Source organism: Streptomyces dysideae, assembly GCF_001514305.1.
Lineage (GTDB): Bacteria > Actinomycetota > Actinomycetes > Streptomycetales > Streptomycetaceae > Streptomyces > Streptomyces dysideae.
Genome location: NZ_KQ949082.1, coordinates 43,952 through 62,565, shown reverse-complemented (window position 1 = coordinate 62,565; position 18,614 = coordinate 43,952). Strand labels below are relative to the sequence as shown.

General features: G+C 71.0%; 17 protein-coding genes and 1 tRNA gene. 13 read left to right on the top strand and 5 right to left on the bottom strand.

What is annotated here, in order from left to right; genetic code table 11:
• The first annotated feature begins 166 nt into the window (after positions 1 to 166).
• From AQJ91_RS15225 to AQJ91_RS15205, 5 genes are all read left to right on the top strand, one after another.
• Positions 167 to 1,759: a hypothetical protein gene (locus AQJ91_RS15225; RefSeq protein ID WP_067021244.1), complete on the top strand. Its 1,593-nt coding sequence runs from the start codon at positions 167 to 169 to the stop codon at positions 1,757 to 1,759.
• Positions 1,756 to 3,090 (top strand): AAA domain-containing protein, encoded by a 1,335-nt coding sequence (locus AQJ91_RS15220; RefSeq protein WP_067021242.1) that lies wholly within the window; start codon positions 1,756 to 1,758, stop codon positions 3,088 to 3,090. The genes AQJ91_RS15225 and AQJ91_RS15220 overlap by 4 nt, the downstream gene beginning before the upstream one ends.
• Positions 3,091 to 3,201: 111 nt before the next feature.
• Positions 3,202 to 3,567, top strand: coding sequence for a hypothetical protein (locus AQJ91_RS15215; RefSeq protein ID WP_067021240.1), 366 nt, complete (start codon positions 3,202 to 3,204; stop codon positions 3,565 to 3,567).
• A gap of 167 nt (positions 3,568 to 3,734) precedes the next feature.
• A complete protein-coding gene (locus tag AQJ91_RS15210) occupies positions 3,735 to 4,304 on the top strand; it encodes a bifunctional DNA primase/polymerase (RefSeq protein WP_067021238.1) in 570 nt (189 codons plus the stop codon).
• Positions 4,295 to 4,368, top strand: a tRNA-Lys gene (locus tag AQJ91_RS15205). The genes AQJ91_RS15210 and AQJ91_RS15205 overlap by 10 nt, the downstream gene beginning before the upstream one ends.
• 82 nt (positions 4,369 to 4,450) lie before the next feature.
• Here AQJ91_RS15205 and AQJ91_RS15200 read toward each other — a convergent pair.
• Positions 4,451 to 5,740, bottom strand: coding sequence for a M6 family metalloprotease domain-containing protein (locus AQJ91_RS15200; protein ID WP_407696860.1), 1,290 nt, complete (start codon positions 5,738 to 5,740; stop codon positions 4,451 to 4,453).
• A gap of 345 nt (positions 5,741 to 6,085) precedes the next feature.
• On the opposite strand from AQJ91_RS15200, the gene AQJ91_RS15195 reads away from it, so the two are divergent.
• Positions 6,086 to 8,008, top strand: a complete 1,923-nt coding sequence (locus tag AQJ91_RS15195) for a putative bifunctional diguanylate cyclase/phosphodiesterase (protein WP_079084931.1) — start codon at positions 6,086 to 6,088, stop codon at positions 8,006 to 8,008.
• A 287-nt stretch (positions 8,009 to 8,295) separates the two neighbouring features.
• On the opposite strand, the gene AQJ91_RS15190 is transcribed toward AQJ91_RS15195, so the two are convergent.
• The 3 genes from AQJ91_RS15190 to AQJ91_RS15180 all read right to left on the bottom strand — a co-directional run bounded on the left by AQJ91_RS15190 (position 8,296) and on the right by AQJ91_RS15180 (position 11,216).
• Entirely contained in the window at positions 8,296 to 9,384 is a 1,089-nt protein-coding gene (locus AQJ91_RS15190) for an LLM class flavin-dependent oxidoreductase (RefSeq protein ID WP_067021234.1), read from the bottom strand.
• Between the two features lie 300 nt (positions 9,385 to 9,684).
• Complete coding sequence (locus tag AQJ91_RS15185) at positions 9,685 to 10,416, bottom strand: maleate cis-trans isomerase family protein (protein ID WP_067021232.1); 732 nt, start codon at positions 10,414 to 10,416, stop codon at positions 9,685 to 9,687.
• Positions 10,413 to 11,216, bottom strand: a complete 804-nt coding sequence (locus AQJ91_RS15180; RefSeq protein ID WP_067021626.1) for a maleate cis-trans isomerase family protein — start codon at positions 11,214 to 11,216, stop codon at positions 10,413 to 10,415. The genes AQJ91_RS15185 and AQJ91_RS15180 overlap by 4 nt, the downstream gene beginning before the upstream one ends.
• Before the next feature lie 161 nt (positions 11,217 to 11,377).
• On the opposite strand from AQJ91_RS15180, the gene AQJ91_RS15175 reads away from it, so the two are divergent.
• Together AQJ91_RS15175 and AQJ91_RS15170 are read left to right on the top strand one after the other, a co-directional pair.
• Entirely contained in the window at positions 11,378 to 12,337 is a 960-nt protein-coding gene (locus AQJ91_RS15175) for a D-2-hydroxyacid dehydrogenase (protein ID WP_067021230.1), read from the top strand.
• A gap of 22 nt (positions 12,338 to 12,359) precedes the next feature.
• A complete protein-coding gene (locus tag AQJ91_RS15170; RefSeq protein ID WP_067021228.1) occupies positions 12,360 to 13,745 on the top strand; it encodes an amidase in 1,386 nt (461 codons plus the stop codon).
• Between the two features lie 35 nt (positions 13,746 to 13,780).
• Here the strand turns inward: AQJ91_RS15170 and AQJ91_RS15165 are convergent, their stop codons facing one another.
• Positions 13,781 to 14,278 carry a DUF3830 family protein gene (locus AQJ91_RS15165; RefSeq protein ID WP_067021226.1) on the bottom strand — a complete coding sequence of 166 codons (498 nt, stop codon included), beginning with the start codon at positions 14,276 to 14,278 and terminating at the stop codon, positions 13,781 to 13,783.
• A 192-nt stretch (positions 14,279 to 14,470) separates the two neighbouring features.
• Here AQJ91_RS15165 and ehuB point away from each other — a divergent pair, with 192 nt between their 5' ends.
• The 5 genes from ehuB to AQJ91_RS15140 all read left to right on the top strand — a co-directional run bounded on the left by ehuB (position 14,471) and on the right by AQJ91_RS15140 (position 18,582).
• Positions 14,471 to 15,373, top strand: coding sequence for an ectoine/hydroxyectoine ABC transporter substrate-binding protein EhuB (ehuB, locus tag AQJ91_RS15160; protein WP_067021225.1), 903 nt, complete (start codon positions 14,471 to 14,473; stop codon positions 15,371 to 15,373).
• A gap of 16 nt (positions 15,374 to 15,389) precedes the next feature.
• A complete protein-coding gene (ehuC, locus tag AQJ91_RS15155; protein ID WP_067021223.1) occupies positions 15,390 to 16,142 on the top strand; it encodes an ectoine/hydroxyectoine ABC transporter permease subunit EhuC in 753 nt (250 codons plus the stop codon).
• Positions 16,139 to 16,783, top strand: coding sequence for an ectoine/hydroxyectoine ABC transporter permease subunit EhuD (ehuD, locus tag AQJ91_RS15150; RefSeq protein WP_067021221.1), 645 nt, complete (start codon positions 16,139 to 16,141; stop codon positions 16,781 to 16,783). The genes ehuC and ehuD overlap by 4 nt, the downstream gene beginning before the upstream one ends.
• Positions 16,773 to 17,597: an ectoine/hydroxyectoine ABC transporter ATP-binding protein EhuA gene (gene ehuA / locus AQJ91_RS15145; protein WP_067021219.1), complete on the top strand. Its 825-nt coding sequence runs from the start codon at positions 16,773 to 16,775 to the stop codon at positions 17,595 to 17,597. The genes ehuD and ehuA overlap by 11 nt, the downstream gene beginning before the upstream one ends.
• 226 nt (positions 17,598 to 17,823) lie before the next feature.
• Positions 17,824 to 18,582 (top strand): IclR family transcriptional regulator, encoded by a 759-nt coding sequence (locus AQJ91_RS15140; RefSeq protein WP_067021217.1) that lies wholly within the window; start codon positions 17,824 to 17,826, stop codon positions 18,580 to 18,582.
• The last annotated feature ends 32 nt before the right edge of the window (positions 18,583 to 18,614 follow it).

Below are 18,614 nucleotides of genomic sequence, written 5' to 3'. Positions count from 1 at the left end.
CCCCGGTGCCGCTGATCTCCACGCCGGCCCAACTGGAAGCCATCACCGCGCCCGCCCGCCCCGATGACCGGCCGGACGGAGATGCCCCGGTGACCGCGACCAGGCCCCGCGTCACGGCAGCCGCGCAGCCACCCGCCCCGATGACCAGCCGGACGGAGATGCCCCGATGTCGCTGATCTCCACGCTGGCCCGGCTGGAAGCCGTCAGTACGGGCCGCGCTCACGCCGCTGCCACCGTCCGGCACCGGCATCTCGCCGATCGGCCCCTGGTCTTCGTGCCGCTCACCACCGCAGGTGAGGCCGGTGCCCCGCTCGGTGCGCTGGTCGGCACCGACCGGGACGCGCCGCGGCTGCTGGTCGTCCCGCAGCCGCGCGACCGCGACCTCAGGTTCGTGTTCCTGGCCGAGCTGGCCGACGTCGTCCTGCCGTACGTCGAGGCGTACGCCGACATCGTCGAGGCCGCCGAGCGCAACGAGACCGACCCGGAGACCGGCAAACGCGTCAAGGTCGAGGTCGAGCTGTGCGCGGACGCCCCGCAGCTGATCGTGCCGAGCCGCGCCGGCGCCGACTTCGTACGGCTGCTCGGCCGCTCCATGCGCTTTCGCCGTACGGCGGAACAGGACCCGGAGACGCCGCATCCCGCGCCCCCGCGCGTGCCGTTGCTCGGCCGGTGGCTGACCCACTTCGGGGAGCGGGCCCGCGTCCCCGGTTCCGCCCTGCTGCTGGCCATGACGGACGTCCTGTCCCGGCACTGGGCGACCGGCCAGTCCACCCTGGAGGACCAGCACCTCGGCGCGCTGCTCGCCTGGATCGACCCCCCGGAGGGGACGACCGGCGCCGAGGCCGCGCTCCGCGCCGAGCTCGCCCGTGACCCGCAGGGCCAGCTGTGCTGCCCGCCCGCCGGCCCGGCCACCGACCCGGCGTTCGACAACAGACTGCTGGCCCCCGCCATCGAGCGCTACGACCGCGCGCGTACCGCCCTCGCCGCCGCCGAGGACGGTCTGCAGGCCGACGACCGGCTGGGCGACCTCACCGCCGCCGAGCGGGAGATCCGCGCCCTCGTCGAGAGCCGGACCCGGCCCACCTGGGACGCGGTGTGGCGCGGCCTCGACCTGCTGCGGGCGCTGCCCGACGGTGCGCACGTCGAGGAGCGGTGGACGCGCGACCGCTGGTCGTTCACCAGTCACCGCGACCGCGTCCTCGCCGGCGAACCCCCGCAGCCGCGCCGCGACGACGCCGTCACCGCCGCCAACAAGCTCGCCTCGCGCGAGCGTGAACAGGCCCGTCTGGACGCCCAGGAGGCCCTCGACGACCCGCTGGTGATGGCGGGGCGGCGGCTGGCCGGGGAGGCGTTCGCGGGCGAGGTGACGGACGTCGTCATGGCGTACAGCGAGGGCAAGCGGCCCAGCCCGCGCCCGCTGGTCACCGTCCGCACGGACGACCGGCCGCAGCTGGGCGAGCGGGCGAAGGTGTACCGGTCACTGGGCGGGAAGCCGCAGGCGGCCGAGTTCGTGGGGTACGAGGACGACGGCGCCCTGGTCGTCCTGCGCATCGTCGACAAGATGGGCCGCGGCAAGGAGCCCGAGACCGGGTCGGTGCCGGAGAAGGGGGACCGGCTCTGCTTCACCCTCTTCGAGCACGACCAGCGGGGCGGCGCGAAGCTGCCCGACCCGGAGAACACCCCGTGGACCCACGGCGGCCCGCCCGGCGAGGCGACGGCTCCCGCTCCCGATCCCGTGACCGAGGAGGACGTGCTGTGACCGCCGTTTTCGACCCCGGCGCCGAGGCCGCGCGGGCCACCGCGGACATCCTCGACGACACCCTCAACGGCCAGGCCCGCGGCGTCGTCGTCGACTCCCCGCCCGGCGCCGGCAAGTCCACGCTCGTCGTCCGTGCGGCCCTCGAACTCGCCGACGCCGGACGCCCGTTGATGGTGGTCGCGCAGACCAACGCCCAGGTCGACGACCTGGTGCTCAGGCTCGCCGAGAAGAACGCCGAGCTGCCGGTGGGCCGCCTGCACAGCAGTGACGCCGACCCGTACGACAAGGCGCTGGACGATCTGCCGAACGTACGGAAGTCCGCGAAGGCGGCCGACCTGAGCGGCCTCGCGGTGGTCATCTCCACAGCCGCCAAGTGGGCGCACGTCAAGGTCGACGAGCCGTGGCGGCACGCCATCGTCGACGAGGCGTACCAGATGCGCTCGGACTCGCTGCTGGCGGTGGCAGGCCTGTTCGAGCGGGCGCTGTTCGTGGGCGACCCGGGCCAGCTGGACCCCTTCTCCATCGTCGGCAGCGAGCAGTGGGCGGGCCTGTCGTACGACCCGTCGGCCTCGGCCGTGACGACCCTGCTGGCCCACAATCCCGAGCTGCCCCAGCACCGTCTGCCGGTGTCCTGGCGCCTCCCGGCGTCCGCGGCGCCGCTGGTCTCGGACGCCTTCTACTCGTACACGCGGTTCCGCAGCGGCACGGACCACGGCGACCGGCAGCTGACCTTCGGTGTCCCTTCCGACGGCTCGGGCCCTGACCGGGTGATCGACGAGGCGGCGGAATCGGGCTGGGGCCTGCTGGAGCTGCCCGCGCGGCACACGCCCCGCACGGACCCGGAGGCGGTGCGGGCGGTGGCGACGGTCGTACGCCGCCTCCTCGACCGGGGCGGCGCCGCCACCTCGGAGCGCTCCCCCGACCCCGCTCCCCTGACCGCCGACCGCATCGCCGTCGGCACGGCACACCGGGACCAGGCGGCAGCGGTCCGGGCCGCCCTGGCCGAGCTGGGCGTCACGGACGTCACCGTGGACACGGCGAACCGTCTCCAGGGCCGCGAGTACGACGTCACAGTGGTCCTGCACCCCCTCTCCGGCCGTCCCGACGCCACCGCCTTCCACCTGGAGACGGGCCGCCTGTGCGTCCTCACCTCCCGGCACCGGCACGCGTGCATCGTCGTGTGCCGGGCAGGGGTGGGCGACCTGCTGGACGACTATCCGTCGACGGAGCCGGTCCAGCTGGGAACGCTCGTGAAGTTCCCGGACGGCTGGGAGGCCAACCACGCCGTGCTGGCGCGGCTGGCGGAACACCGGGTGGAGTGGCGCCCGTGACCGGCGCTCAAGCGTCTGACCTGCGCCCAAGGCCCTCTTGCGCGGGCGCGAGACAATGGACGGTGGCCACTCCACTGAGGGTTCATCCATGACGTACGAGGAGGAGAAGACATGGCGGAGCACACGCCGCGTCGGAACGAACCGCGGCTACGCCCCGCGCCCCTGCTCTTCGACCCCGCGCAGGCGGCCGCCGATCCGGAGCACTTCTTCGATCTGGAGTCGATCGACGACCCCCGCGCGCTGCTGGCCCGGGCGACCGAGCTGACACACGCGTTCCGTGCGGCGGCGGACCGGGCCGTGGAGTTCCAGGCGATGGCGGCGGCCCAGTTGGCGGATCCGCGCCGGTTCGACCGGCTGACGCCCGCGGACATCGCCGAGCAGGCCGAGTGGACCGAGGACTATGCGAAGAAGATGGTCGAGTTCGGGAGGGATCTGATGCGGGGCGTCGAGGGGCGGGGGCACATCGACCCGGTGTGACCGGCCCGGCGGGCGTTCCCCAGGTCGTTCGCGCCCCCGTCGCGCCCCCGCCACGCGCCTGCGCTGGCATATGCCAGGCGGGCAAGATACCCCCTGCCTGCCCCTCCTGTCCCGGTTTCCGGCAACCCTCCGGAACAGCACGCTCACGCCCGGTAGATCTGGACGGCATGAGCTGTACACACGGCGCCTCGGGCGTCACCTCGGACGGAGCCACCTGGCTCGCCTCGGCGGGAACGTATCCGCGGAGCATGCTGGCCCTCTGGGCGGAGCGGCCGGACGCCCCCGTGGTCCTGCCCTGCGGTGCCGTCTTCGACGTCGTCAGCGTGCCCGCGATCTTCGGGCGCCGGATGCTGGACCGGCTGTGGGACGAGGGGCCGGGGTCGGGCCCGGTGGCGGCGTTCCGGGGGCGGATGCTGCTGTTCGCCGGGCCGGGCACGGCACAGCGGCTGCCCGCGCTGCTGCGCTGGGAGGAGTACGACCGCAAGGGCGCGATCCCGCCACTTCTGTGCCACGGCACCGGCGACGCGGTGACCGTCCCGGCACTGCGGGGCGCGGACTCCCCGAGCCGGTCCGGTTCCCGCTGGCTGGTCGCCCCTGACACCCGTCACCCCTGGCTGCCGGGCCCCGAGATCCTGCTCTGGGCGGCGGTACGGGCGGCACGCACGGCGGTGCGGATATCGATTTTTCCTCCCGCCGATCAGGATGCTAAGGTCTACGACGTCAGCAGGCGCCGCTAGCTCAGTTGGTTAGAGCAGCTGACTCTTAATCAGCGGGTCCGGGGTTCGAGTCCCTGGCGGCGCACCGACAGCGAGGCCCTCCACGGAAGTGGGGGGCCTTTCGCGTACGGCTGCATCGGCACGCCACCCTCCGCCGGACGGCTGTATCAGGCCACCGTGATCTTCACCGTCCAGGCCCCCGAAGCCGTACGCCCCTCCACCTCCACCCGCACGCGCTCGCCCGGCACCGTGAAGCTCTCGCCGAGCGCGACCGGCGCGTCCGCGAGCGGCGCATACACGGACTCCTCCCAGCACGCCTCGCCCCGCGGATGCGCGTCGATCACCTCGACCGGACCGCCCCCGGACTCGGCCGTGCTGCGCACCCGGTAGACCAGCACGCCCTGTCGGCACACCGCCGCGTCGTTGCCGACCGGCCCGCGCGCCTCGAAGGCGAGCGCGCTGTCGGGGCCAGTGCGGACCACGGCGAGCTTGGTGCCCCGGCCGAGCCCGAACGCCGACGTGGCCCCGGCGGCCCCCGCCGGCACCGGGATGCCCGGCCCGGCGCCCAGCGGCTCCAGCGTCAGCCGGGTCGGCCCGCTCCCGTGCTGCCCCTGCGCGCACACCACCTGGCGCGGTTCCAGCCAGCCCAGCTTCCACTTGTGCCAGCCGAACAGATCAGGCGCCAGCCCGAACTGGCTGCCCATCAGATCCCAGTCGCCGACATGCGTGTCCCAGTCGCCCTTGCCGTCCATCGGCCGGTGATAGAGATCCGGCAGGTCGAAGACGTGCCCGGTCTCGTGCGCGAGGACCAGCCGGTCCGGCGGATGCTTCTCGAACACCGTGACGACCCGCCGGATGTCCGTGCCGTCGGCCCGCATCGGGGTGTCCAGGTTGACGACCTTCGTGGCGTCCGAGTCGACGCCGGGCGCGTCCGGGTCGGCGACGAAGTAGACGATGTCGTAGCGGGAGAAGTCCACCTCGGCGTCCGCCACCGTCAGCGCGTCGCGCAGAAAGGCGGCGCGGTGCGCGGCGTTCCAGTCGCGCTGTATGGCGTACGCCGTGGAGGGGCGCGGCATACGGATCCAGCGCGGCAGCGGATGTGGGCGCAGGGCGAACTTGCCGTAGGAGGCGCGTTCGAAGAAGTGGCTGGTGGCAGGGAAGTGGTCGGCCGTCAGTTCGGCGGGCGTGGTCAGCGGGACGGAGTCCGGGAAGGAGAGGAAGATCATCACCGCGTCCAGCGCGCGGACCGGGCGCGGATAGGCGGCGTTCCAGGTGTCGAGGCCCTCGGAGTGGTGGGCCTCGGTGCGTTTCAGGGCGCAGGACGCCGCGTCGAAGGACTCGGCGACCGAGGGGCCGGTGACCAGAGAGGTCGCGGCGAGCGCCGACATGGTGGTGAACACGGCGGCGGCGGCGCGCAGTCGCGGCACATGGACCTCCGGGAGCGGTTCGCGGGACACCGCTCTCAGCCTGTGTGGAATTGTCATACTGCGCCCTGTTTATCTGCACCATATGAGTGAGGGGGCTGGACCAAACCCGCCGCCGACACCCCCGAACCGCTCACGGTCCGTCACATGTGATCCGGTGCCCGAAGAACCCGGCCAGGTGCGGGCAGAAACGATCTGTCGGAACGGCGGGTCCATCCGGGACACTGGACAGTGGCTGGAAGGGCCCGGGGCCAGCCTCTATGATCGGCACACTTTCCTGGCACTTCCCTGCACGGACACGGCCCGGTACCGACCACCCCCCCGGCCGGCCATCCCACGAGACCCATCCGAAGACCGAGTGCACTGCGGGAGCGAGCGGTGAGCGGAACGTCCGAAGGGCCGACGCCCGCGGCAGACCTCATCCGGCCGGCCGTCACAGAGAGTAACGGGGAGTCATCCCCTGGTACGGGGCCGGGCGGCCTGCCGTCGCCCCCGCCCTTCGGGTCGGCCTTCGCCGCCGCGCCCCTCGCGATGGCGGTGGTGGACCGTGCGGGCCTGGTCGTCAGAGCCAACGCCACCCTCGCCGACCTGCTCGGCACGGTGCCGGACGCGCTCACCGGCGCGGTCGCCGCCGATCTGGTGGACCTCTCCAGCGACGCCCGCACCTGGCACGCGTACCGCGAGATGCTGCGCGGCCGGCAGGCCCGGCTGCGCTGTTCGCGCCGGCTGAAGCATCCCGACGGGCACTCCCTGTGGATCCAGGTCACGGTGACGCCGCTGTCCGGCGAGGAGAAGGGCGGTGTCCTGCTGTCGGTCGCCGACATCAGCGCGCAGCGCGAACTCCAGGCCAGACTGCGGCACTTGCAGATGCACGACCCGGTGACCCGGCTACCCAACCGCACACTGTTCTTCGAGCGGCTGTCGGCGGCAATGGACGCGGAGGCCTATGAGGAGGGCGGCACGACCGGCCGGATCGGCCTGTGCTATCTGGACCTGGACGGCTTCAAGGCGATCAACGACACTCTCGGGCACCGCGTCGGCGACCGGCTGCTGGCCGCCGTCGCCGAGCGGTTGACGCAGTGCGCGGAGGAGGCGGGCCGCGCCAGATCGAGCGCGCCGCTGGTGGCCCGGCTCGGCGGCGACGAATTCGCCCTGCTCGTCGAGGACTCGACGGGCACCGAGCAGCTCGCCGACCTCGCCGAGTCGGTCCTCAAGGCCATCCAGGCCCCCTACGACCTGTCCGGCCGCCGGCTGTCGGTGTCGGCGTCGATCGGCGTCGTGGAACGCCACGCGGCCGGCACCACCCCCACCGCCCTGATGCAGGCGGCCGACACGACCCTCTACTGGGCCAAGGCCGACGGCAAGGACCGCTGGACCCTCTTCGACCCCGAGCGCAACGCCCACCGCATGACCCGCCAGGCCCTCGCCTCCACGCTCCGCCCGGCCATCGAACGGGGCGAATTCGCCCTGGAGTACCAGCCGTTGGTGAACATGGAGGACGGCCGGCTGGGCGGGGTCGAGGCGTTGGTGCGCTGGAACCACCCGCGGTTCGGCACACTTACGCCGAATCGGTTCATCGGATTGGCCGAGGAGGACGGCTCGATCGTCCCGCTCGGCCGCTGGGTCCTGGCGACCGCCTGCCGACAGGCCCGCCGCTGGCAGCTGGACCACCCCGACGAGCCGCCGATCTTCGTGAGCGTGAACGTGGCGGTCCGTCAGGTCTGGGACTCGGACCTGGTGGCGGACGTGGCGGAACTTCTCGCCGAGACGGAACTCGCCCCGCACCTGCTCCAGTTGGAGCTGACGGAGTCGGCGGTGATGGGCTCGGCGGGCCGCCCTCTGCAGGCCTTGCAGGCCCTCAGCGACATGGGCGTACGCATCGCGATCGACGACTTCGGCACCGGCTACTCGAACCTGGCCTATCTCAGCCGGCTGCCCGTCTCGGTCCTCAAACTGGACGGATCCTTCGTCCGCGGCTTCCAGTACGAGGGCACGGGCGAGCCGCCCAACCCCGCCGACGAGGTCGTGGTCGAGGCGATGATCCAACTCGCCCACCGGCTGGGCCTGACGGTCACCGCGGAGTGCGTGGAGACCTCGGCTCAGGCCGGCCGCCTGCGGCGGATCGGCTGCGACACCGGCCAGGGGTGGCTGTATTCACGGCCGGTGTCGCCGGATCGCATCTCCGAGTTGTTGGGGGTTGGCGACTGCTCGCCAAGGAGTGCGCACAAGGTCGAGTCAGCTCGATCGTGTGATGGTCGGCTCGCGGACTTGCGGCGCCCTGGGCCGACCGAGTTAACGTGATCGCACGATCTGGGACGCCGGGTACAGCGTCAGCGTGCGGGGCCCCCGCTCCACCGGAGTGATGGTTCGGGGCCTCCCCGTCGCCACTGGCCGTACCCACCTGGCCAGGTCGCGCAGGGAACTGGCCTCCCGGGCCCGGACCACGCACAGGATGCGTGTCGCCGCCCCGGGGTCGAGTACGCCGGGGACCAGTACGCCCAGGACCGTTCGGGGCGTGCGGCTGATCAGGCTCACTCCTGCTCAGTCCTCAGGAACGGTACGGGTGTGAGCGGCGGCTGCGGCCGGGATCAGAGGGTCGGCAATCCGTAGGCGTCGGCGATGAGTTCGTAGGAGCGCACGCGGATGTCGCCGCTGTGGGCGTGGGACGTGAGCATCAACTCGTCGGCGCCCGTGCGCTTCTGGAGGTCGTCGAGGCCGGAGCGGACCTCGTCCGCGGTGCCGTGCACGATGTTGGCGTTCCAGGACTCGATGAACTCCCGCTCCATCGGGCTGAAGGGGTGCGCCTCCGCCTCCTCCGGGGTCGGGACGAGTCCAGGCCGCCCGGTCCGCAGCCGGATCATGCTCAGCGCGCCGGCCATGACCTGCCGGCGGGCCTCCTCCGCCTCGTCGGTGGCGAGCGCGGAGACGCCGATGAGGGCGTACGGCTCGTCGAGTACGGCGGAGGGCTTGAAGGACTCTCGGTAGAGGTCCAGGGCCGGGATGGTGTTCTGCGCCGAGAAGTGGTGCGCGAAGGCGAAGGGCAGCCCGAGCACGCCGGCCAGCCTGGCGCTGAAGCCGGAGGAGCCGAGCAGCCAGATCGGCGGGCGGTGCGGGGACTGGACGCCGCCGGGGGATGTCGCCTGGATCGGGCCGGGGACGGCGTGGATACGGCGGTACGGGTGGCCGTCCGGGAAGTCGTCGTCCAGGAAGCGGGTGAGCTCCGCGAGCTGCTCGGGGAAGTCGTCGGCAACTTCGTTGAGGCGGTCGTTGCGGCGGAGGGCGGCTGCGGTGGCGCCGTCCGTGCCGGGGGCTCGGCCGAGGCCGAGGTCTACGCGGCCCGGGGCCATGGCCTCGAGTGTGCCGAACTGCTCCGCGATGATCAGCGGGGCGTGGTTGGGCAGCATGACACCGCCCGAGCCGAGACGGATGCGGGTGGTGTGGGCGGCCAGGTGGGCCAGGATCACGGCCGGGGAAGACGAGGCGACGCCGGGCATGGAGTGGTGTTCGGCGACCCAGTAGCGGTGGAAGCCGCGGGTCTCTGCGAGGCGGGAGAGGGTGACACTGGTGCGGAGGGCGTCTGTGGCGGTTCGGCCGGCGCCGACGGTTACCAGGTCCAGTACGGAGAGGGGGACGGGGGCGGTGCCAAGTTCTGTGCCCCGGATCTCGTCTGCCGCCACGTGTGCCTCCTGCGGTTTCGCCCTGTGGTGTCCTGATCGGCGTTAACAGGAGGGAGTCTCCGGTTTATTCCCGGGTACGGGGCGCTGTGGCCGGCCTCGCACTGGGGGCTCCGCCCCCAGACCGCCGGCCTGTGCCCACCCACCGCCCGACTGGGTCGGCAGAAGGGTGGGCCCCGCCCGAAACGCCGGGTCAGCTACGAGGCGCTGGGCCAGCCTCTCTCCCGACCGCAAACGGGCGGTGGGTGGGCATAGGCCGGGGGTCCAGGGGCGGAGCCCCCTGGCGGCGGCGCCCTCGACTCCCTACACCTGGACGATCGGCTCCCGTGTGAACAGCGCCCCCAACGCCGGCGCGTTGACCCGCCGGTCCGTCAGCCTCAGCGCCTCCCACACCGTCACCTGGTTCGCCGTGAGGACCGGCTTCCCCAGTTCCTTCTCCAGCGCCGGGATGTACGCCGCCGTGTGCAGCGCCGTGTCCGGCAACAGCACCGCCTCCGCATCGTCCGCGTCCGCCTCCCGAGCCAGCGCGAACACCTCCTCCTCCCCCCACGTCCCGACCTCCGCCGCCGTGATGATCCCGGCGCCGCGCACCCCGGTCACCGTCACGCCCGCCGCGTGCAGGAAGTCCGCGAAGAGGCCGGCCACGTCGGACGGATACGTCGCGCCGATCGCGACCCGCCCCGCCTCCAGTTCCCGTACCGCGTGCACGAAGGCGAACGACGTCGAGGACGCCGGCATCCCGGCCGCGAGGGCCAGACCCCGTACCTGTTCGTGGGCGCCCTCCCAGCCGTAGACGAAGCTGCCGCTGGTGCACGCCCACACCACCGCCTCGGCGCCCGTCAGCCGCAGCGCCTCCACCCCGGCCGCGAGCCGCTCCGATGAGCCCATCTCGCGCAGGGCGTCCACCCGGTGTGCGTCCGTACCGATGTCGGTGTGCACCACGTCCAGCCGGACGTTGCTGCCCAGCAGCTGTTCGATGCGTGGGTAGTCGTCCTCGGCGGAGTGTCCCGGGTAGAGGAATCCGAGTGCGGTCATGTCGAACCTTCCTGCTGTTCTTCGTGCGGCACGCGCGGTTCGTCCGGCAGTACGGGGCCGGTCCGCGCCGTCGGATCGATCAGCGCCTGGTACGACCCCACGGCTCGGGTACCCAGCCGACGCAGCGCCGCCCACATCGTCACCTGGTTGGCCGACAGCACGGGGATGCGCAGTTCCGCCTCCAGTTGCGGGATCACGTCGTAGGTGGGGAGGTTGGTGCAGCTGATGAAGAGGGCGTCCGCGGCACCCCGTGCCGCGTCCCGGGCCATGTCGACCACATCGCGGTACGGGACCTTCCAGATGTGCCTGGTCAGGCCCATGAACGCGCAGCCGGTGACCGTGACGCCGGCCTCCGCGACGTACTCCTCCAGTGCCCGCGTCACCGACACCGTGTACGGCGTCACCAGCGCCACCCGCCGTACGCCGAGCTCGGCGAGCGCCTCCAGGAGCGCCCCGGACGTGGTCACGGCCGGCACCGTGCCCGCCCGTTTCATGGCCTCGCACATCGCGCGCTCGCCGGCGATCCCGCCGACGAAGCTGCCGGACGTGCAGGCGTAGGCCACGACCTCGGGAGTGACGGCGGTCAGGGTCCGGGCGCCGTCGGCCAGCGTCTCGTGTTCGCTGACCAGGCGGGCCAGATCCAGGCTGACCTCGACGGGGACGAACGGCGTCCGGGTCAGATGCAGGGAGACCTCGTCCGGCACCCAGCGCCACAGTTCGCGGTCCAGGGCGAAGTCGAAGGGGGCGACGACTCCGACACCGCGCTGCGGGCGAGGTCCGCCGAGAAAGGAGATGTCCATGGCGTCCATGGCAGGCACCGCCCTCACTGCGAGAAACGGGTGAGCAACGGACCGTACGTACGCCCGTGTTGACGAAGGTAGGTTGGGGTGCGAGCGTGGTCAAACCTCGCATGTCAGACGGCCCGCCACACCCAATGATCCCCCTGAGGAACGGCTTCCGCATGACCGCACCCGCATCCGTCCCGACGGTCCTCGTGCTCGACGCCGAACCCCTCCCCCGTCTCGGCCGTCTCACCGGCCGCGCCCGGGTCGAGCACGCGGACGAGTCCACCCTCGCCGAGCGCCTCCCGCACGCCGACGTCCTGCTGGTCTGGGACTTCGCCTCGCACGCCGTACGCCACGCCTGGCCCGGCGCGGGTCCCCGGCCGCGCTGGGTGCACACGGCGAGCGCGGGCGTGGACCATCTGATGTGTCCGGAACTCACCGCTTCGGACACCGTGGTCACCAACGCGCGCGGTGTCTTCGACCAGCCGATCGCCGAGTACGTGGCCGCGCTGGTCCTTGCGATGGGCAAGGACCTGCCGCGGACCCTGGAGCTGCAGGGTGCGCGGGAGTGGCGGCACCGCGAGTCGATGCGGATCGCCGGCACGCGCGCGTGCGTCGTCGGGTCCGGGCCCATCGGTCGGACCATCGCCCGCACGCTCAAGGCCCTCGACATCACCACCGCCCTCGTCGGCCGCACCCCGCGCACCGGCGTCCACGGCCCCGACGACCTCGACCGGCTGATCGCCCGCGCCGACTGGGTGATCGCGGCCGCGCCGCTCACGGAGCAGACGTACGGCATGTTCGACGCGCGCCGCTTCGGCGTGATGCAGCCCGCCGCCCGTTTCGTCAACGTCGGCCGCGGCCAGCTGGTCGTCGAGGACGCGCTGGCCGAGGCACTGGCCAAGCGTTGGATCGCGGGGGCGGCGCTCGATGTGTTCGAGCACGAGCCCCTCACCCCCGACAGCCCCTTGTGGCGGGTCCCGAACCTGATCGTGTCCCCGCACATGAGCGGCGACACCATCGGCTGGCGGGATGCGCTCGGCGCGCAGTTCGTGGAGTTGTACGAGCGGTGGGAGGCGGGCAGACCGCTGGTGAACGTGGTCGACAAGCAGCGCGGATACGTACCGGGACGCTGAACTCACCCGATCTGGAGGGCGCATGACGGACCTCACCGAACTGACCGCCGTACAACTCCTCGACGGCTACCGCAAGGGCGAGTTCAGCCCCGTCGACGCCACCCGCGCGACACTGGCACGGGCCGAGCGGATCCAGCCGGAAGTGAACGCTTTCGTACGCCTGTTGGCGGACCAGGCCCTGGACCAGGCCCGCGCGTCCGCCGACCGCTGGCGGCGCGGCGAGCCGGAGGGTCTCCTCGACGGCGTTCCGGTCACAGTGAAGGACATCCTGCTGCTGCGCGGCGCGCCCACGCTCCGCGGCTCCAAGACGGTCTCGGAGCAGGGCAGTTGGGACGAGGACGCCCCCTCCGTCGCCCGGCTGCGTGAGCACGGCGCCGTCTTCCTCGGCAAGACCACGACCCCCGAATACGGCTGGAAGGGCGTCACCGACTCCCCGCTCAGCGGCGTCACCCGCAACCCGCACGACCCGACACGCACCGCCGGCGGTTCGAGCGGCGGCGCCGCGGCGGCCGTGGCAATGGGCGCGGGACCGCTGGCCCTCGGCACGGACGGCGGCGGCAGCGTGCGTATCCCGGCGGCGTTCTGCGGCATCTTCGCGCTGAAGCCGACGTACGGCCGCGTCCCCCTCTACCCGGCGAGCGCCTTCGGCACGCTGGCCCATGTCGGCCCGATGACGCGGGACGCGGCGGACGCGGCGCTGTTGCTCGACGTCATCGGCCGCCCCGACTCCCGCGACTGGTCGGCGCTTCCGCCGACCCCCGGCTCCTTCGTGGCGGGGCTGTCCGGCGGGGTGCACGGGCTGCGCGTCGCGTACTCGCCGTCCCTCGGCGGGCAGGTGGCGGTCAGTCCCGCCGTCGCGGCGGCGGTGCGGCGGGCGGTGGAGCGGCTGGCGGGGCTGGGCGCGTACGTCGAGGAGATCGACCCCGACCTCACCGAACCGGTGGACGCCTTCCACACCCTGTGGTTCAGCGGGGCGGCCCGGGTGACCCAGCATCTCGGGCCGCACCAGCGGGAGCTGCTCGACCCGGGGCTGCGGGAGATCTGCGGGATCGGCGCCCGCTACTCCGCCCTCGACTATCTGGCCGCCGTCGACGTCCGCATGGAGCTGGGCCGCCGGATGGGCCACTTCCACGACACCCACGACCTCCTCGTCACCCCGACCCTCCCGCTCACCGCGTTCGAGGCGGGCGTCGAGGTGCCGAAGGGGTCGGGGCACCACCGGTGGACGGGGTGGACGCCGTTCACGTACCCGTTCAACATGACCCAGCAGCCGGCGGCGACGGTCCCGGTCGGCACGGACGGCGACGGTCTGCCCGTAGGCCTGCAGATCGTGGCCGCCCGCCACCGCGACGACCTCGTACTGCGCACCGCGCACGCGCTGTACGAGGCCGGGATCACGTCCCCCTAGGACTTCCTTCTAGGACTTCCTTCTAGGACTTCCTTCTAGGACTTCCGGCGGAAACTGAGCGTCTCCTCCGCCGCCCCCGTCCGCCACAGGTCGTTGCACGCCTCGGCCATCTCCGGCAGCCCGTCCACGATCTGGCCCCAGACGATGCCGGGCACCCAGCCCACGTCACCGTTGAGGAGGAGGTTGTTGCGCTCGTAGAACAGGGCCAGGTCGACGAGGGTCGTACCGGCGCGGACCTCACGGTCGTAGCCGTACGCCTTCGTGCCCAGCTCGGCGCCCGCGAAGGAGAAGTAGCAGAGGTCTCCCGGGATGGGCGTGACCGTCGGGTTCTCCAGCGGTGGTTCGGATTCCGCGAACGGCGGGAAGAGGGCGTAGATCTCATTGCGGGCGTACTTCGCGTGGTAGACGTCACTGCTCAGCGGGAGGGCGTCCCAGACAGCCCGGCAGGTCACCGGGGCCCGGTCGTCGAGGAGCTTTGCGGTGCAGCGGACTCCCCGCTTGACGAGGGAGACCTCCAGATAGCGATCGGCCATGCAAGGCCCTTCCCCTGCGACAGCCCGGGTCATGCCTTCGTACATTCATTCGAAAGGCAAAACAGAAAGATATCGTTCCAGTCACCGTTGGATTACATCCCCAGGTCTGTTCGCATAGCGTCCGGGGATCGGGCAGGTGCCTCCACTGGTCTTCGTACGGCAAGTCCTGGCAAGGCTCTCTGGAGGTTGTCCATGTCCGAGTTCCCAAACCTGTCCCGTCGCGGTTTCCTCACCAGAACGGCGACTGTCGGCGGCCTGCTCACCGTCCCCGGTCTCCTCGCCGCCTGCAGCAAGACGGACAACGGCAGCGACAGCGCGGGGTCGAAGCTGGACCAGCTCAAGGAGCAGGGCTATGTGAAGGTGGCCTACGCCAACGAGGCTCCCTACGGCTACGAGGAGGACGGTCAGCTCAAGGGCGAGGCGCCCACGCTGCACCGGGAGATCTTCAAGGCGCTGGGTGTCGACGAGCTGCGTCCGACCTTCTCCGAGTGGAACGGTCTGATCCCCGGCCTCCAGGCGGGCAAGTACGACGTGATCAGCGCCGGTATGGCCATCATCCCGGACCGCTGCGAGAAGGCGCTGTTCTCCGAACCGGAGTTCATCTCGCCCACCGCGATGATGGTGAAGAAGGGCAACCCGAAGAACCTGACCGACCTGGCGTCGGCGAAGGACGCCGGGGTCACCATCGGTGTGATGTCGGGGGCCGTCGAGAAGAGCTACGCCACCGCCGCGGGCATCTCCGAGGGTGACATCAAGACGCTGCAGAAGCCGCAGGACGGCGCGGACGCCGTCAAGAGCGGCCGGATCGACGCGTTCCTGCTAACCAGCATCTCGCTGAACTGGCTCGCCAAGAACAACAGCGGCCTGGAGGTCACCGAGGCGTTCGTCCCGGAGATCGACGGCGTGAAGCAGTACAGCCCCGGCGGTGCCGTCTTCCGCAAGGGCCAGGAGGAACTGCGGGACGCCTTCAACACGCAGCTGAAGAAGATCACCTCGGACGACGAGCGCTATGTGCAGCTCATCGGCGAGTACGGCTTCGGCAAGGAGACGATCCCGCCGGCGGATCTGAAGACCGCCGACCTGTGCAAGGCCTGACGGGGGCCTCGACCCCATGGGTGATTTCTACTCGTATTTCTTCGACCACCTGCCGAATGTGTGGTCGGGGCTGTGGGTGACGATCGAGGCCACGGTCCTCGGAGCGATCGTCGCTCTCGCCCTCTCCTTCGCCTTCGGCTTCATGGCGAACAGCAGGCATGTGCTCGTGCGGGGGGTGTCACGGGTCATCGTGGAGTTCTTCCGCGGCACCTCGCTGTACGTCCAGCTCTTCTGGCTGTACTACGCGTTCCCACTGCTGTTCAGCTACGAGCTCACCCCGCTGTTCTGCGGTGTGGTGGCGTTCGGCATGAACTACGGCGCGTACGGCTCCGAAGTGGTGCGCGGCGCGCTGAACGCCGTACCGAAGGGGCAGTGGGAGGCGGCCGTCGCGCTGAACATGACGCCCGCGCAGCGTATGCGCAGGGTGATCCTGCCGCAGGCGTGGGTGCAGATGATCCCGCCGTTCACCAACCTGCTGATCCAGCTGCTCAAGGCGACCCCGCTGCTGTGGCTGATCACCGCGGCCGATCTGACGACGGTCATCCAGCAGATGCGTGACCGCACCGGCGAGACGACCTGGGCCTATCTGACCCTGCTGGTCATGTACTTCATCCTCGCCTACGCGCTGACCCTGCTGATGAACCTGCTGGAGCGGCACGCCAAGACCCGGCTCGGCCAGCACACGAGCGCCCGCAGCCTGCTGCGCTCGCGCAGCGCCGAGTCGGCGGAGAAGGCCGAGGTCGCGCAGGCCACGGGAGGTGGCGGATGAACTACCAATGGGACTGGGACGCCGTCCGGGAGGCGTTCCCGCTGCTGATGGAGGGGTTCAAGACCACCCTCCTGGCCACCGTCCTGGGCACGCTGGTCGCCGCCGTGCTGGGCCTGGTCGTCGCCATGGCCGGACGGGCGCCGACCCGGCTGGTGACGATTCCGGTGCGGGCGCTCACGGAGTTCGTGCGGTCCACCCCGCTGCTCGTCCAGCTGGTCGGCGCCTACACGATCTTCAACTCGTTCGAGCCGCTGACGATCGGCATCGCGGTGCTCGGCATCCACTACGCCTCGTACCTGTCCGAGGTGTACCGGGCGGGCATCGACGCCGTACCGAAGGGCCAGTGGGAGGCCTGCCGGGCGCTGTCGATGTCGCCGCGCCGCACCTGGCAGGCGGTGATCCTGCCGCAGGCCGTGCGCAATGTGCTGCCCGCGCTCGGCAACTACGGCATCGCCATGTTCAAGGAGACCCCGTTCCTGGCCGTGATCACGGTCTCGGAGATGGTCTTCGAGGCCCAGGAGTACGGCTCGGAGCACTTCGTGTACGCCGAGGTGTTCACCCTCGCCGGGCTGATCTTCCTGGCGGCCAGTTATCCGACCTCGCTTCTGATGAGAAAGCTGGAGAAGCGCCTTGGCCACTGACCCTTTGCAGAAGACGAACCCCGAGGACCGCGCGCCGGAGACGGCGGCGGGCCACTTGGTCGTGTTCGACCAGGTGGTCAAGCGCTACGGCGACCACGTCGTGCTCGACCACCTGGACTTCACGGTCGAGCGCGGCCAGCACGTCACTCTGATCGGGCCGAGCGGCTCCGGCAAGACCACCATCCTGCGGCTGCTGATGACCCTGGAGCGGATCAGCGGCGGCCTGATCATGGTGTCCGGGAAGCCGCTGTCCCACATGGCCGGCCCGGGCGGCTCCCTCAAGCCGGCCAGTGAGAAGTACCAGCGCGAGATCCGCAAGAAGATCGGGATGGTCTTCCAGCAGTTCAACCTGTTCCCGAACATGAACGTGCTGCAGAACATCACCGAGTCGCCGGTCAACGTTCTCGGCATGGACCGCGCCGAGGCCGAGGAACGCGCCGAGGAGCTGCTCGACATGGTGGGCCTGCGCGAGAAGATCACCGCGCATCCCACCCAGCTGTCCGGCGGTCAGCAGCAGCGGGTGGCCATCGCACGGGCCCTCGCCATGCGGCCGGAGATCCTGCTGCTCGACGAGGTGACCTCGGCCCTGGACCCCGAACTGGTGGCCGGGGTGCTCGACCTGCTCCGGGAGATCGCGCGCACCACCGACATCACGATGCTCTGCGTGACCCACGAGATGAACTTCGCCCGGGACATCTCCGACCAGGTACTGATGTTCGACTCGGGCCGGGTCATCGAGTCCGGTCCGCCGGAGAAGCTGTTCGGCGACCCCGACCATGAACGGACGCGGGAATTCCTGAGCGCGGTTCTGTAGGGTCCTGACCAACGGCCGGGTCTTGGGTGCCGGACATCGCGTCCGGTGTCCGACACCCGGCCGTTGGCACATGCCGATCGAATAATCCCCTGCTCACAGCAGGTGCGGGAACCGAATACCGGCCATGAAATCTCGGCAACAGCCCCTACGACGGCATCGGTTGACAGCTATCGTGAAAGGAGCCTGGCTGTCCGGAACACGGCCCAACAAGCGCAGGGGGAACACCGTGGCGCTGAAGCACGAGCCGACCGCGCCGTACCACTCGGCCCAGGACGCACTGCGCGTCCTGGAGATCGTGGCACGGCACACCACCGGAGTCACCGACGACCAGCTCGCCCACCACACCCGCATCGGCCCGGAGCGCCTGACCACGCTCCTGCGGATGCTGCGCCGTGAGGGCTACGTCGAGCAGGTCGCCGACGGCTCCTACGTCACCGGCGACGCACTCACCCGCCTCGCCTCCACCCACGACCGCGACGAGGCCCTGCACGAGAAGCTCCAGCGCACTCTCGACCAACTGCGCGACTCCGTCGGTGCCGCCGTCTACATCAGCCGCTACGTCGACGGAGAGGTCAGGGTCACGCAGTACGCCGACAGTCCCACCACACCCGCGGTCAACGAATGGGTCGACTTCCGCTACTCCGCCCACGCCACCGCCGTCGGCAAGAGCCTGCTCACCCAGCTCGACCACAACGGCCGCCGCGACCACCTCTCCCGCCACAAGATGGCCCGCCTCACCTCGCGCACCATCACCAGCGACAAGCTCCTGCTCTCCCGTCTGGAGTCCCAGCCGCCGACGGTGCCGGTCCTGGACCTCCAGGAGTACGCGGTGGGCACGGTGTGCGCGGCCGTCCCGATCACGGCCGGGTCCGCGGTGGGCTGTCTGGCCCTGTCACTCCCGGTCGAGCACGCGCATCGGCTCCGCCAGGCGGCCGACGCCCTGAACCGGAACGCCGCCCCCGTGCTGCTCTCCCTGGCCATCTGAGGTTGGTCGGAAGCACCCCTGTGGACCAGGTA